The 13218-nt window shown below is 60.5% G+C and carries 11 protein-coding genes and 1 tRNA gene; 10 read left to right on the plus strand and 2 right to left on the minus strand.

The window, feature by feature from the left end; all coding sequences use genetic code 11:
• Nucleotides 1-13: 13 nt before the first annotated feature.
• A complete protein-coding gene (gene dinB, locus VGN62_RS02115) occupies nt 14-1141 on the minus strand; it encodes a DNA polymerase IV (RefSeq protein WP_327450691.1) in 1128 nt (375 codons plus the stop codon).
• 89 nt (nt 1142-1230) lie between these two features.
• Here dinB and VGN62_RS02120 point away from each other — a divergent pair.
• Nucleotides 1231-1304, plus strand: a tRNA-Gly gene (locus tag VGN62_RS02120).
• Nucleotides 1305-1466: 162 nt separating this feature from the next.
• On the plus strand, nt 1467-2696 hold the full coding sequence (locus VGN62_RS02125; protein WP_327450693.1) for a tyrosine-type recombinase/integrase: 1230 nt from the start codon (nt 1467-1469) through the stop codon (nt 2694-2696).
• A gap of 7 nt (nt 2697-2703) precedes the next feature.
• Here the strand turns inward: VGN62_RS02125 and VGN62_RS02130 are convergent, their stop codons facing one another.
• The gene (locus tag VGN62_RS02130) at nt 2704-3879 is read right to left on the minus strand and encodes a hypothetical protein (protein WP_327450695.1); all 1176 of its coding nucleotides are present in this window, start codon (nt 3877-3879) and stop codon (nt 2704-2706) included.
• Nucleotides 3880-4076: 197 nt separating this feature from the next.
• Between VGN62_RS02130 and VGN62_RS02135 the strand changes: the two genes are divergently transcribed.
• The 8 genes from VGN62_RS02135 to VGN62_RS02170 all read left to right on the plus strand — a co-directional run bounded on the left by VGN62_RS02135 (nt 4077) and on the right by VGN62_RS02170 (nt 13217).
• On the plus strand, nt 4077-4355 hold the full coding sequence (locus tag VGN62_RS02135) for a hypothetical protein (RefSeq protein WP_327450697.1): 279 nt from the start codon (nt 4077-4079) through the stop codon (nt 4353-4355).
• A gap of 107 nt (nt 4356-4462) precedes the next feature.
• The gene (locus VGN62_RS02140) at nt 4463-4804 is read left to right on the plus strand and encodes a DUF3768 domain-containing protein (protein ID WP_327450699.1); all 342 of its coding nucleotides are present in this window, start codon (nt 4463-4465) and stop codon (nt 4802-4804) included.
• Between the two features lie 194 nt (nt 4805-4998).
• Nucleotides 4999-5589 (plus strand): sigma-70 family RNA polymerase sigma factor, encoded by a 591-nt coding sequence (locus VGN62_RS02145; RefSeq protein WP_327450701.1) that lies wholly within the window; start codon nt 4999-5001, stop codon nt 5587-5589.
• Complete coding sequence (locus VGN62_RS02150) at nt 5555-6535, plus strand: FecR family protein (RefSeq protein ID WP_327450703.1); 981 nt, start codon at nt 5555-5557, stop codon at nt 6533-6535. The genes VGN62_RS02145 and VGN62_RS02150 overlap by 35 nt, the downstream gene beginning before the upstream one ends.
• 94 nt (nt 6536-6629) lie before the next feature.
• The gene (locus VGN62_RS02155) at nt 6630-10949 is read left to right on the plus strand and encodes a TonB-dependent receptor (protein WP_327450706.1); all 4320 of its coding nucleotides are present in this window, start codon (nt 6630-6632) and stop codon (nt 10947-10949) included.
• A 203-nt stretch (nt 10950-11152) separates the two neighbouring features.
• Entirely contained in the window at nt 11153-12010 is an 858-nt protein-coding gene (locus VGN62_RS02160) for a metal-dependent hydrolase (protein ID WP_327450708.1), read from the plus strand.
• A gap of 14 nt (nt 12011-12024) precedes the next feature.
• Complete coding sequence (locus VGN62_RS02165; protein WP_327450710.1) at nt 12025-12459, plus strand: DUF2147 domain-containing protein; 435 nt, start codon at nt 12025-12027, stop codon at nt 12457-12459.
• Complete coding sequence (locus VGN62_RS02170; protein WP_327450712.1) at nt 12408-13217, plus strand: LuxR family transcriptional regulator; 810 nt, start codon at nt 12408-12410, stop codon at nt 13215-13217. Before VGN62_RS02165 ends, VGN62_RS02170 begins: the two co-directional genes overlap by 52 nt.
• Nucleotide 13218 lies beyond the last annotated feature (1 nt).

Raw genomic sequence — 13218 nt, forward strand, 5'->3', positions numbered from 1 at the left:
GCGTTCGAGCCGGTCAAATCAGGCTGAGGAGATCGGCCGGCGCCGCGGCCTCCTCTTCGTCATCTTCCTCCCCCTCGAACTTGCTCAAGGTGACGCCGAGCAGGCGGATGCCCTGTTCGGTGGGAAGCAGGGGCGCGAGGATCGCTTCGCCCGCGGCGAGCAGCGAAGCGCCGTCGAGGATCGGCGACGGCACCGATTTCGCGCGCGTGATCGTTCGGAAATCGGCGTAACGCAATTTCAGCGTCACCGTGCGGCCGCGCGCGCCCTTTTTCGCCGCGCGGTCCCACACGACGGTGCAGACATGCGCGAGCGCCTCGCGGATTTCGGTGTCGGTGACGAGGTCGTTGAAGAAGGTGCGTTCGCCGCCCAGCGATTTCAGCGGCCGGTTCGACTTGACGCGGCGATGGTCGATCCCGCGCGCGAGGTTATGGAGCCATTCGGCGCTGTTGCCGAAATGGGTCGCGAGCCACATCGGATCCTTGCCCGCGAGGTCGGCGCCCGAAAAGACGCCGAGCCCTTCCATCTTTGCCGCGGTCACCGGGCCGATGCCGTGGAAGCGGCGGATCGACAGCGTCTGGACGAAGGCGGCGCCCTTTCCGGGCGGGATGACGGTGAGCCCGTCGGGCTTGTTCTGGTCGGACGCGAGCTTGGCGATGAACTTGTTGTACGAAACCCCGGCGGAGGCGGTGAGGCCAGTTTCCTCGCGGATGCGGCGGCGGATCAGCCGCGCGGTCGCGGTCGCGCTGCCGAGCCCCGCCTTGTCGGCGCTGACGTCGAGATAGGCCTCGTCGAGCGAGAGCGGCTCGACCTCGTCGGCATAGTCGCGAAAGATCGCGCGGATCTGGTGCGAGATGTCACGATAGACCTCGAAGCGCGGTGGTACGAAGATAAGCCCGGGGCACTGGCGTTTCGCGGTGATGCTCGGCATCGCCGAGCGGACGCCGAACTTGCGTGCCTCGTAACTGGCGGCCGCGACGACGCCGCGGCGCGACGAGCCGCCGACCGCGACGGGATGCCCGCGCAGCGCCGGGTCGTCGCGCTGCTCGACCGAGGCGTAGAAGGCATCCATGTCGACATGGATGATCTTGCGGACGGGAGCGTCCGCGCCGTCATCGGTTCCATGGTCGTCGCCGTCGTGCACGGCGCATCTTTAGCATGTTGCCAAGATGTTCTCAATGATGCGCTTGACGGCGAGCGGGCAAACTGGCAATCGCCGCCGACCTTGGGAATGCGGGTATAGCATAGTGGTAATGCTCTAGCCTTCCAAGCTAGCTAGGCGGGTTCGATTCCCGCTACCCGCTCCAAGGCTCCTTCCGAGAACGTCCGGCAACGTCCAAAAAACGGCTGATTTCTCCCATTTTTTCTGCTATAATCGTCCCTGTTGATGCGGACGTATCTCCCCGTACCCCGAAAATTTGGGGGTATATTTGATGGTATGTCCGGAGCGGTCATGGAGAGATACCATCATGAGCCTCACTGCGGTGGCGATCAAGGCGGCAAAGGGTCGCGATAAACCATACAAGCTAGGCGATTCGGGTGGGCTATATCTGCTCGTGACGCCTACGGGCCAGCGATACTGGCGAATGAATTATCGATTTCTCGGGAAGCAAAGGACCCTGGCTTTCGGCATTTGGCCCGACGTAAGTCTCGCCGGCGCAAGGGCGAAACGCGACGAGGCTCGACAATTGCTGGCCACCGGTCGCGATCCTGCCGAGGAGGCGCGGTTGGAGAAGGCGGCCGCAAGCGTTGCGGCGGCCAACACATTCCGGGCAGTCGCAGAGGAGTGGCTAGCCAAGGTCGGAAAAGAGGGTCTCGCGCCCGCTACGCTCAAGAAGAACCGCTGGCTCCTCGACTTTTCCTATCAATCGATCGGCCATCGGCCGATAGCTGAAATCAAGCCGTTTGAACTGCTGACCTTGCTGCGCAAATTTGAAACGAAGGGAAAACACGAAACCGCCCATCGGCTGCGAAGCATATGCGGCCAAGTTTTCCGTTACGCGATCGCCACCGTTCGGGCGAACCGCGATGTAGCCGCCGATTTGAGAGGGGCGTTGATCACGCCGAAGGTCACACATCGCGCAGCCATTACGACACCAACGGAGGTCGGAGCATTGCTGCGCGCGATCGAAGGCTATGAGGGTCATCCGACCACGTTCGTCGCGCTGCGCCTCTTGCCCCATGTTTTCGTTCGGCCGGGCGAATTGCGCTATGCCGAATGGAAGGAGTTTGACCTCGAAAACGCGGTCTGGACCATTCCCGAGAGCAAGATGAAGATGCGCCGGGTCCACAAGGTTCCGCTTTCCCGTCAGGCATTGGAAATCATCGCCATGCTGGAACATGACGCCAGCTTGAGCCGGTTCCTTTTTCCGTCGCTGCGTTCGGCCAGTCGCCCCATGTCGGAAAACACCATCAATGGTGCGCTGCGTCGTCTCGGCTACGCCAAGGATGAAATGACGGGGCACGGGTTCCGTGCGATGGCAAGCACTTTGCTTAACGAAATGGGCCGCTGGAATCCCGACGCGATCGAACGGCAGCTCGCCCATGCAGAAGGCAACGCGGTGCGCCGCGCCTATGCCAGAGGCGAGTATTGGGACGAGCGGGTTCAGATGATGCAATTCTGGTCGGATGAGTTGGATCGCTTGCGGGAAACTCGTGAGCCGACGAAGCTGGTCGTTGGCGAACGGCATTGGCGCTAACCGCCTGTCAGTTGGGATAGGTCCGGTGGTGGACGGCGGCGATGGACTCGAATACGCTTGCCGGGCGCGAAAGCGGATCATGATCTGCGATCGCTGCATCGATCCAATCCAGCCATTGTTCGACCGTCATGTCGTCGATCATCTTTTCCCGATCGAGGTCGGCATCGCGTAGCGTTGCTACAAAATCTCGGACTAACGCAGCTTCGCGCGACGCTTCGGCAAGTTCGGCGAGGCGTCGGAAGCGATTTCGATTGAGGCGCTGCCTTTCCTCGTTTTGGCGCCGTTGTTCCTCTCTGATCTTAAACTGTCGCCCTTGCTCCTCCCTTTCCTCGCGGCGCGCGGCAAGAACAGGAAATGCCACGAGCATCGTTGCCACAACGTCTCCGGCCTGTTCTTCGAGTCGATGTGTGGACCCCTCACGCCAATTGCGGCGGAAGCCCCCAGGCATCCACGTCTTGATCTCGAATATGAGTTCGTCGGTTAGCTCAAGCCCCCGTCGAAACGCGTCCTTGCCTCTGAGTTTCGAGCGCCAGTCGGCCGGATCAATGGGGATTTTGACCTGTTTCATCCGATACCGGAGTTGGAAAGCGATCTTGTCCTCACCGATGGTTGCGACCAGCTCGCCCCGGTCATTCTCTCCGACCGCCGCACCGCGCGTTTCTAAACCTTTGCATATGGCGTCCAGAATACGGAGAAGGCGGCGCTCCGCGCTGTCGAGCGGTGGGATCTGTTTCCAGACCTCAGCACTGTAGTCGTAGCGCTTCTTGCCTTCCCGAACTTCGGCATCGCGGAAGGCTACGCGCTCGGCAACCACCGGATGTGGGTTTGCCAGTCGTTCGCCCACTCTGACTTGGGGGAAATCGGCCTTGAGCTGATCGACTTCCGCCCTCGGTGTCGTGGGCGACTGCGACGCCGCGGCAATGCGAAAGACCACGGCATCGGCGCCCCGCGCATCGACGGGGAGCGTAGGCTTCGTGCCGGTAGGTTTGCCCGCGGCGAGCTTATTCCAATAACCTTGGGGCGGGCGCGGAATTTGCTCACGCTTGCACAGCTTGGCGATCCCTTGATCGGACAGACCACATTTCCTGGCGAGGTGAGTCAGCGGCTCCTTCCAGACAAGATCGTAGAGAACTTGCCGTGTGATTGCCGTTCCCGGTTCCATCGTTCTTGCATCTTCTTTCATACATTTACGATGCGCGAGCGCGCAATTTCCTTCGCTTTGTCGCCCCGCGACGCCAGCGTCATCCTGATTTGGCCGGGGACGCTGCAAAAAAGTCGCTGGGACAAAACGGAAAATTGCCCCGTGTGCATCGTAATTTCGAACGGGAGCCGCGAAGACGACAAGAACTGGACGACGCGTATGACAGATGGCCCGTTCACATGATTACAAATTCGAAATTCGCCTCTCATGCGCTAGTCGCAACAATCACAAAGGGTCATCCTGAAATGCGTAAAATTGCTTATCCGATCGTCGCCGCTGCCGGTTTTGCTATGTCGCCGGTCGTCGCTGCGCAAACCGAAGAACCGGCGGATACGGAACAGGCTGAACCCGCTGCGGAACCGGCGGCGGAACCCGCCGCCGAGCCTGCGTCCGAGCCGGCAGCAGAACCTGCTGCCGAACCAGCCAGCGAAGAACCTGCGACTGATCCGAGCCGCTAGGCGTCTCCGACGCAGGGAAAGGGCGGGATTTTCCCGCCCTTTTTTGTTGGCGCAACCTGACGACGACGCCGTGCCAACGTCAAAACTGAACTGAAGAGGACCACGGCATGACCGATGAGGAAAATAGGCGGGCAACCATTGCTCGCCTAAATGACCGCCTTCGCTCCACTGGCGAAGATGGATGGACCTATTTGTCGCGTGGCGTTTCCAAATTGCCGACCGCCATTCAGGAAGATGTCATCCGCGCGATCCGACTGTTCGACGATTTCACGCCGGAGAATGATCCGCATGGTGAGCATGACGGTGCAACTCTGAAGATCGGCGAATTTCGGATATGTTGGAAGATCAATTATTACACGCCCGGACGACGCGAAAACGGCAAGGTTGATGCAGCCGACCCAGCGTCCACGTTGCGCATAATGACGATCATGTTCGTCGAGCCACTTTAATACAGCGCTGCACCGACCAACGCTCATGGGCGAGCCGAGAAGACCGCGTTCCACCGGTGCTTTTGCTGCCGTCAAATAATCCGCGACCAACGCAATCATGCTATGCTGGCCTGACCCAGCGAAAAAAATCGCGGAAAAAAACGGAAAATCTCCCCTCGTGCATCGTACTTCTGAATGGGAGCCGCGAAGACGACGTGAACCGGGAGAAGCGTGCACAGATCATGGCCTGGGTGGGGCGGGAAATCCTGCCGCACGAGGCCGACGTGCGCGCGTGGCTCCGTCGCACGCTCGATCCCGACGACCTTGAGGACGTCATTCAGGAAACCTACTGCCAGATCGCCGGCCTCAAGGATGTCGGCCATATCCGATGCGGTCGCGCCTATTTCTTTACCGCCGCCCGCACGATCGTCCTCATGCGGCTGCGGCGTGCCCGCATCGTCAGCATCGAATCCGTTACGGAAATCGAGAGCCTGAACATCGTTGGAGATGAACCGTCGCCCGAACGGATTGCGGCGGGCCGTCGCGAACTGGATCGAGTGCGCCGACTGATAGAGGGATTACCCGACCGATGCCGAAGGATAATCGAGCTTCGCAAGGTCGAAGGGCTGCCCCAAAGGGAGGTTGCAGAACGGCTGGGGGTCACGGAACACGTTGTTGAGAATGACGTGGTCAAGGGTTTGAAATTGATTCTACAGGCCATCGCTGACGGCGAGCAAAAGGCCGAGCAGGCAATGGCAAGAACGGAACGAGATGAGCGAGCGCGAAACAGCACAAGCGATCAGTGATCGCGCGGCCGCGTGGGTCGCCCGCATGGACCGCGAGGGCCATGACCCCGCCGTGCGCGCGGAGCTCAAGGCGTGGCTCGCGGGCAATGATCGCCGCCGCGGCGCCTATTTCCGCGCAAAGGCGGCGTGGAACATGCTCGATCGCGCCAGCGTCCTCGGTGCCGGGGGACCCCAGTCCTACGAGGTGGCCGCCGCCGGCGGCCCCTGGTTTTCACGGCGGCGCCTTTTATGGGGCGGCGGTGCCGCTGCCGCCGCCGCCGCGCTGGTGGTCAGTGTTACGGGGCTGGATTTCTTTGCTGTTCCCGATCAGCAGATCCAGACGGCGGTCGGGGAAATCAGGCGGGTTCCACTGAGTGATGGCTCGCTCGCCGCGGTGAACACGCAGACCTCGCTCGATGTCACCATGAAACCCAAGGTGCGGCAGATCGCGCTCAAGTCCGGTGAAGCCTGGTTCCAGGTCGCTAAGGACCGCTCCCGGCCCTTCGTCGTCGAGGTTGGCGACCTTCGGGTGCGCGCCATCGGGACCGCCTTTGGGGTCCGCCAGACGGCGGGCGGTGTCGATGTGCAGGTGACCGAAGGCGTTGTCGAGATGTGGCGCGTCGGCGACGAGAGCCATATTCAGCGTGTTGCGGCGGGCAGCCGCGTTTTCGTCGCCCCCGACAAGGCGATCGTGCCGGTCGTCGCGGCGAACGAGGAAATCGACAAGGCGCTTGCGTGGCGCACTGGGCAACTTGTGTTCGACGGCGATACGGTCGCCGAAGCGGTTGCCGAGTTCAACCGCTACAATGTCCGCAAGATCGTGGTGACGGGCGCAACGCTTGGCGGGCAAAAGATGATTGGCCGCTTCCGGACCAACGAGCCCGACGCTTTTGCACGCGCGGCCGCCACGCTATTGAATGCACAGGTGAAAATCGGCTCCGACCGGATCGTCCTGTCGCAGAACTGAAATAAAATCGCACCGGAAAAACGGAAAACTCTCTCCCGCGCATCGTGTCCATGTGAGCCTGAATAATCGGGCCGGCTAACATGGGGAGGGATTTATGCGGTATCGCGATCTTCGCGGCGTTCTCGCATCTTCGGTGGCAATCTATGCGGTGGCGGTCGCGTCGCCGGCGATGGCTCAGACCAAGAGCTTCAACATCCCAGCACAGTCGGCGGCGAGCGGCATCACTGCATTGGCAACGCAGGCGGACGTTCAGATTCTCGTGAGCGAAGAAGCGGTGCGCGGCAAGACCATTCGTGCCATTCGGGGTTCGATGACCGTCGATCAAGCCATCCGTCGCGTGGCGGCCGATGCGGGGCTGCATGTCGCGTCGACCGACGGGCGCACTTACACGCTGGCTCCTGTCACGTCCGCTGCGAACGACAGCCCCGCCGCCGACACCTACGGGAACGAAATCGTCGTCACCGCGCAGAAGCGCGCGGAGTCGGTGCAGGATGTGCCGATCTCGGTTTCGGCCTTCACGCAGGAGAACCTTGAACGCAGTCAGGTGGCCGGTGGTCCTGACCTGATCACGCAGGTTCCCAACATGACCTTCACCAAGACCAATTTCACATCCTATTCGATTCAAATTCGCGGCATCGGGACGCAGGCAATCTCGGTGACGACCGACCCGGCGGTCGCGATCTCGTTCAACAACACCTCATTCATTCGCAATCGCTTCTTCGAGCAGGAATTTTACGATCTGGAACGCCTCGAAGTTCTGCGTGGGCCGCAGGGGACGCTCTACGGCCGCAATGCGACGGGCGGCGTCGTCAACCTGATTTCGACCAAGCCCGATTTCGATTTCGGGGCGAAGGCGTCCTTCGATCTTGCCAATTACAAATCGCGACGCCTCGAAGGAATGGTCAATATTCCGGTGGTCGATGACCTGGCGGCCCTGCGTGTGGCTGGCGCATGGACCAAGCGCGGCGGCTTTGCCACCAATGATTTGACGGGGAAGCAGATCGACGGCCGCGACCTGTGGTCGACCCGCGTGTCGTTGCGTGTCGAGCCATCCGAGAGGGTCAGCGCCAACCTGATCTGGGAACATTTCGAGGAAAAGGACGACCGCCTTCGTTCCGGAAAGCAGCTTTGCAAAAAAAATGTGGTGGATGAGGTGGGCGGCCTTCCTGTCCCGCCCTACGCTGGCGGAGGTGGCACTTTCCAGCCTGCATCATATGTGAGCCAGGGCTGTGAGCGAGTGTCCCTCTACAGCCAAGATGCCTTTCAGACGCCGAATGGAGCCGCTTTGCCGTTCTTTGGGCCAACCATGAATCTCGGAAATCCGCTGACACAGGGCTTTGACCCGTATCTGAACTCTGACCAGTCGCACGATCTGCGAGTGATCGAATCGAGCGTTGAACCTGACTATCGTGCAAATGCGGACCTCTTTCAGCTTCAATTGAACGTTGGTCTTTCGGACAGCCTCAACCTGACATCCGAAACCGCTTACAGCATGGACTCGGTATGGTCGCTCCAAGACTATAACCGTTTTGCGTCCCGTCCGGGCGCGTTCCAATATATACCTGACGGCCGTTATAGTGGCGCGGTCAGCGAAGACGGCGTGTTCTGCGATCATCAACTTGGCTGCACAGACCGGCTGTTGATGGTCGATCTCTCAACGTCGGAATCGACTCAGTTTAGTCAGGAATTGCGTCTAGCTTCTGACTTCGATGGGCCGATGAATTTTAGTCTCGGCGCGAATTATCTGAAGCATAAGGCGATCGACAAATACTATGTTTTCGTCAACACTCTGTCTCTGTTCAATGCTTGGAATAATGTGTTTACCCCGGAATATATCCCCGGCGTGTCGGATAATTCCGGGTGTCTGCCCCAAGGAGTAGTCGGTGGCACTGCGCCCTATTTTGATCCTACAGTTAACTATCTCATCGCTCAATGCACATATATGGACCCGAACCCGATCGGCAGCCTCAACGATCAGGGACGTCAATATTTCCTGAGCAAGAATCCATACGAACTGACCTCCTATGCCGCGTTCGGTGAGCTTTACTATAATGTCACGCCGAACCTTAAGTTGACGGGCGGGCTACGTTGGACGGTCGATCAGAAGAAGTCGCCGCAGGTTCGCAGTTGGTTGCTGGCGTCGGACGTTGCCGGACCCTATCCTGTGTCGTCGGTCGCGGAACAGAAATGGCGGGAACCGACGTGGCGAGTGACGCTCGACTGGAAACCGGAACTCGGTTTCACTGACGAGACACTTATCTATGGATCCTACGCCCGCGGCTACAAGGCGGGCGGCGCCAACCCGCCGCCACCGGTGTTTGCCACTTATGGTCCGCTACTAGCTCCGGAGATATTGCCAGATACCTTCGATGCCGAATATGTTGACGCATTCGAGATCGGTATAAAAAATACTCTTCTGAACGGCGCGCTGACCCTGAACCTCGCTGGCTTTTACTATGACTATGAAGGATACCAGATTTCGGAGATTCGCAATCGCGCGGCTGTGAATTCAAACTATGACGCCGAAATCTGGGGTCTCGAACTGGAAGCCGACTGGCGGGTGACCCGCAATCTGCGGCTCGGCTTCAAGGGTGGTTACAACCGCACGCGCATCGGCGACGGCCAGAGCGCCATCGACTTGATGGATCGCACAGCGGGCAATCCGGACTGGATGGTCATTCGTCCGTTTCCGACCATCCCTTCAAGCTGCATCTTGCCTGTGGATGTGATCACGGCCGGAGGGCGCTTCAATATCGTGCCGGGAACTAATAACGTAGACTTCAATGGCGCCTGCGTTACGGCCTATCTCATGGGCTTGGATCCGGTGACGGGCCGACCCTACGATCCGACGATCACCGATTACAGCACAGCTCCGGGCGGATCATTTGGTATCCCTCTGGGCCCGGCGTTTGCAGATTATATGGGCTTCGATCCCAGCACAGCGCCCAACGGAGGTGCCGGTTTTTCTAAGGACTTGGGAGGCAACGAACTGCCCAATGCGCCCCGCTATACGACCACGGTCACGGCAGACTTCACCGTGCCGCTTTCGGATAGCTGGCTGATGAATCTGCACGCCGACTGGCGCTGGCAATCGAAGAGTTGGTGGCGGATATTCAACGACCACGAATATAATCGCCTGCGGAGCTTTTCGACGGTCAACCTAGCAACCACCTTCATCAACGACGATGCTGGCTGGAAAGTGATGGCCTATGTCAAAAATGTATTCAACAAGACTGCGCTGACCGGCGCGTTTCTCAACAGCGACGACACCGGTCTGACCACTAACGTCTTTTTGACCGAACCGCGCCTATACGGCATGCGCGTCACCAAGGAGTTCGGCGGTAGCGGCTGGCTGGGTGGTTTTGGCGCAGCGCGGGGGCATCTCCCCATCACGCTCGAAATCGGCGGGGGCCTTGCCCGTAGCAGCAGCGGGCGGGAAAATTACGCACCCGACTGGATGGACGAATATAGCCCGTCCTTCCCGATGCCATCGATACAGGATCGCAAGCTCAAATGGAACGATACGCGATCGGCGAAGCTCACTGTCTCGCCGACCGCGGGCTGGCTGGTGTCGGGCGCCTATCGCGCCGGCAGCGCCAGAAGCGGCGAGATTCGCGGCGAGGGCTTGGAAGCTGTGCCGGGCGGCTTCCTCAATGGCTATTCTCTGTTTTTCCCACCACCAGTCTTCAGGGAGTTCTTCGAGTCCCCGGACAATCATTTCCGCGGTGCCGTGCGGGACTCTGAGAAGCATGAGATTATCGACTTCAAAGTCGGCAGGGTGCTTGATTCCGAAGCCTCGAGTGTAAAATCGACGATTAGCGGCGGTCTGCGTTATGCAAAATTGCGTTCGACCACTACCGCAGCCTTCGACGGCATCCCCAACCGAATTTCGCCGGAGGAATGGACGACGCCCTTGGCTCAGATCGTTTATGCTCCTTATGCCGACCTGCCGTTCAGAAGCTGGGAACAGTTTACGACGACGTTGGATAGCACCTCCAGCTTCAAGGGAACCGGGCCGTGGTTGGGCTGGGACGCTTCGATGCGATTGCTCGGTAGCGAGGACACGGGTCGCGTCAATCTGGACTGGAGCATTGGAGGTGCGGTGCTGTTCGGCAAGCAGCGAATGACCAGCGAAGAAACCCGTCTCGGCAAAGGCTACGTGGCTTCGAGCCTCACGCCCCCGGCTGATCTCATTGACGACGTGGTGTCCCGCGAACGGGTATCGGGGTCGACGGCGACGGTCCCGAACATCTCGCTGAGCTTGGGGCTGTCCTACGATGTCGGCAGATTGAAACTTTCGACCGGCTATTCCTACGACCGCTTCTTTAACGCGATCGATGGAGGATACGAAGATGCAAAATCCTATGACCGCACCGTTCATGGTCCGTTCGTGAAATTCGCAATCGGCTTCTAAGAACTCTTCGCCCACTCCACTGGGGGATAACTTCGGGCCCGATGTCTGTTTGCTCCCGAGCAAACATCGGCCCGGTTTTTCAGAACAAGGATCAGGTAGCCGCTTTCTCGGGCACTCCCCTCAATCCGGAGGGAACCTCGGCCGTCGTTCTGTCACCCCGGCAAGGGCGACGGCCATCTTCCGACGATGATAAGGAGACCATGATGAGCGATATGTCGCAAACGCCGGCCGGACTCGTCATCGAGAAGCGCAATTGGAAATTCGGCCGCGACATGCTGCCGCGCCGCTGGTGGCACGGCGGCGATCCCGCCCGGACCGCTTTCTATAATGCCCTGTCCTCGACTTTCCCGGTCGGCGAAAAATTCTTCATGTCGGCGGTGCGCCATTATCGCGACGGCGCGCCCGAACCGCTCCGCGAACAGATCGACGATTTCATCTTTCAGGAATCGACCCATTCGCGCGAGCATATCTTCTTCAACCGGCAGGCCCGCGATGCGGGTTACGACATGACCTCATCCGAGGATCGCGCCGCGCGCACGATCGCCTGGGCGAAACGGCGCCCGCCGATCATGCAGCTCGCCGCGACCTGCGCGCTCGAGCATTTCACCGCGATCCTCGCCAATGCGGTGTTGGCAGACCCCGCGCACCTTGCGGGCGCCGACGTCGAAGCGCAGCGCATGTGGCGCTGGCACGCGATCGAGGAGATCGAGCATAAGGCCGTCGCCTATGATACCTGGCTCCACGCGACACGGGAGATGCCGGGCTGGAAACGCTGGGCGCTGCGATCCTTCGCGATGCTCGCGGCGGCGGTGCGCTTCCATTATGTCGTCTATCGCAACACCGCCGAGCTGCTCGCGCAGGACCGCAAGAACAACCCGCGCAATTGGTGGCGGCTGCTCCGCTATCTCTATGGCGATCCGGGTCTGATGCGGATGCTCGCGATGAAGATGTTCGGATATTTCCGGCCCGGCTTTCACCCGTGGCAGCACGACGACCGCGCCCTGGCGGCGCGTGCGCTGGCGACGCTGACGCCGCCGTTGGTCACGCCGCTGCCGAGATGAGATCGACTGTCGCAATGAGTATGATGCTCGCTGCCGTAGTCGTTGCGGTCGCCGGGGGAGGGTCGGCGGCCGCAGCATCGCAGGGGAGTGACGCCATCGCCGGTCTGTGGTCGACCGGAAGCCAAGGGGGACGGGTCGAGCTTTATCGCTGCGGCGCGGCCATCTGCGGCAAGGTGGACGACGCCGCTCCCCTGCGTGCCAATCCCGACCAGCGCGACATGAAGAACCCCGACCGCACATTGCGCGCCCGGCGATTGAAGGGGCTGGTCGTGTTGCGGAGATTCACGGGCGGGCCGCACGAATGGACAGGCGGGCCACTCTATGACCCGGAAACGGGCGAAGGCGCGGCGAAGGGCTATCTGACACTCCGGGGGGACGGCAAACTGGAGGTGAAGGGTTGCAAGGCGGCAATCTTCTGCAGAACGAAGGTCTGGACGCGCGTGCGCTGAGCCTCGCGGCGGAATTTCTTGTTGAAATCCAGAAGGCGGACGACCTGCCCGCGATCGACGGTGCGCTCGAAGCGGTCGCGCACGAGATGGGCTATCGCTACTATGCGATGATCCATCACGACGATCACCGCGTCGGCTCGACCGGCCTGATCAACATGAACAACTATCTGCCCGACTATGCCGTTGAATATTTCGCCGGCCTCTATCATCGTGACGATCCGGTCGTTCACGCCTGCATCGCCGCCAACGCCTGCTTTACATGGTGCGAGATCGCCAGCCTGATCGAACTTGGGCCGCGGCACCGGGCCTTTCTCGAACGCGGAGAATATCATGGCGTCACCAACGGTATCACCGTGCCGGCCTTTGTGTTGGGCGAGCGCAGCGGGTCATGCAACTTCTGTAGCCCGCGCAAGCCGGGAGGCTTCCGGCACCAGCTCGACGCCGTTCATTCGATCGGCGGCTTCGCGTTCCAGAAGGCGCGGCGGATCGTGAACGGCGGACGCTTGCGGCAAGTCCGCGTCGCGCGCCTCCGTCCGCGCTGGCGCGATTGCGTCGTCCTGGCCGGGCAAGGCAAGAGCAATACCGACATCGCGACCATCCTCGGCCTGACCCCGGCGACCATCAAGACCTATATCGAAGGCGCCTGCGCCAGCTACGATGTCGGCAACCGCACCCAGCTCGTGCTGGCCGCCGTCCTCGACGGCGAGATCGGAATCCACGAAATCGCTCCCCGTCAACATCGCCACCTGGCGACCTGAT

The sequence above is a fragment of the Sphingopyxis sp. genome (assembly GCF_035998905.1).
Taxonomy (GTDB): domain Bacteria; phylum Pseudomonadota; class Alphaproteobacteria; order Sphingomonadales; family Sphingomonadaceae; genus Sphingopyxis.

Coding starts and splice junctions, on each gene's coding strand:
- VGN62_RS02125 (WP_327450693.1), top strand. CDS start 1,467: ATGAGCCTCACTGCGGTGGCGATCAAGGCGGCAAAGGGTCGCGATAAA.
- VGN62_RS02130 (WP_327450695.1), bottom strand. CDS start 3,879: ATGAAAGAAGATGCAAGAACGATGGAACCGGGAACGGCAATCACACGG.
- VGN62_RS02135 (WP_327450697.1), top strand. CDS start 4,077: ATGATTACAAATTCGAAATTCGCCTCTCATGCGCTAGTCGCAACAATC.
- VGN62_RS02140 (WP_327450699.1), top strand. CDS start 4,463: ATGACCGATGAGGAAAATAGGCGGGCAACCATTGCTCGCCTAAATGAC.
- VGN62_RS02150 (WP_327450703.1), top strand. CDS start 5,555: ATGAGCGAGCGCGAAACAGCACAAGCGATCAGTGATCGCGCGGCCGCG.
- VGN62_RS02155 (WP_327450706.1), top strand. CDS start 6,630: ATGCGGTATCGCGATCTTCGCGGCGTTCTCGCATCTTCGGTGGCAATC.
- VGN62_RS02160 (WP_327450708.1), top strand. CDS start 11,153: ATGAGCGATATGTCGCAAACGCCGGCCGGACTCGTCATCGAGAAGCGC.
- VGN62_RS02165 (WP_327450710.1), top strand. CDS start 12,025: ATGAGTATGATGCTCGCTGCCGTAGTCGTTGCGGTCGCCGGGGGAGGG.